Annotated in this window: 1 protein-coding gene; it reads left to right on the top strand. The window is 34.9% G+C overall.

All coding sequences use genetic code 11. The annotated features are described in order from the left end of the window. The first annotated feature begins 60 nt into the window (after positions 1-60). A complete protein-coding gene (locus DZ60_RS0121940; protein WP_025744142.1) occupies positions 61-1,116 on the top strand; it encodes an IS110 family RNA-guided transposase in 1,056 nt (351 codons plus the stop codon). Positions 1,117-1,431 lie beyond the last annotated feature (315 nt).

Here is a 1,431-nt window from a genome sequence, read left to right on the forward strand (position 1 = left end):
TAGCATCCATGAAAAAGCAGAGAGTCCAGTATCTTTAAAGTTCATCAAAACAATTAAGATATGAAAACTGAACACACTGCTGAACCAAAGTTATATATTGGAATCGACATCCACAAACGTAGTTGGAAGATTCACTGCGCCACAGATCTATTTTCTGGAAAATCCTTTACGATGCCTCCAAAACCAGAATTATTGAGAGCTTATGTTGAGAAACATTTTAGGGATTACGAAGTGACTACTGCCTACGAAGCAGGTTGTTGTGGTTATTACGCTCATCGTTGCTTTGAGCGTTATGGCTGGCATTCTTTAGTTGTTAATCCAGCAGATATTCATCGAAAAGGGAAAGAGAAATATACAAAGACCGATAAGATCGATGCTCAATTAATTAGTAGAGAATTAAAAGATGGTCGATTGGATAGTATTGTCATTCCTGATAAGGAGCGCGAGCAATTGCGTAGTTTGTTTAGAAGGAGAAATGATTTGGTTAAAGAGTATAGGCGCATAAAAAGCTATATAAAAATGCAGTTATTGTATTTTGGCATTTCAATTCCAAAAGAATTTGACAATGATCATTGGAGTCATAACTTTAGAGTTTGGTTAGATAATTTAGATTTTGACTATCCAACAGCACGTGAGACTTTGTTAAGCCGAATGCGTAGTTTTCGATTTATAGATAAAGAGTTACGAGATGTCTCGACTAAGATGCGAGCATATTGTCGTAAGCATTACAAGAAGGATTATTATTTATTACGAAGTATTCCAGGTATTGGAGGAATAGTAGCTTGTGGTATATTATGTGAACTTGGAGATTTACGACGATTTAAAAGTATCAAACATTTGGCGGGATATGTAGGTTTAGCGCCAGGTATTCACCAGAGTGGGGATAGTCAAAAAAGCACAGGGATCACTATGCGAGCACATCGATTAATGCGTAGTTATTTTATAGAAGCCTCATGGCAAGCGATACGTACAGACCCCATTATGCAAGCTTATTACCGTAAACATGTAGGTAAAAATGTGAAGACTATAATCATAAAAGTAGCTCGTAAATTATTGAGTAGGACCTTAGCAGTTATAAAAACAGAAATACCTTATGAGATAGGCGTTTTAAAATAAAAAAATAACAATAACAAAGCTCATAAAAAGTAGCAAAGCCTGTATTACAAAACAATGTGAGTGACCATTTTTAAAATAGGATCACATATTTTTAGCAAGTGAACAGGTTTATTATAGCTTATAATCATACAGATGCTGGTGACGATCATCAAAGGTTGATCACAAATAGGATGCCGAGCAAGTTATTTAAAGGCATTGAACTGTTAATAATCCTAATCGGAATTATTAACAGTTCAACACCACACGATCATCATTATGAGATAATTAAAAAATAAATATTAACTTTGAGGAACTAGGCTAGTGCTTTTCATAGGA

It is taken from the genome of Aquimarina pacifica (assembly GCF_000520955.1).
Taxonomy (GTDB): Bacteria; Bacteroidota; Bacteroidia; order Flavobacteriales; family Flavobacteriaceae; genus Aquimarina; species Aquimarina pacifica.

Excerpts from the sequence above, each read along its gene's own strand:
- DZ60_RS0121940 (WP_025744142.1), top strand. The coding sequence starts at position 61 with ATGAAAACTGAACACACTGCTGAACCAAAGTTATATATTGGAATCGAC.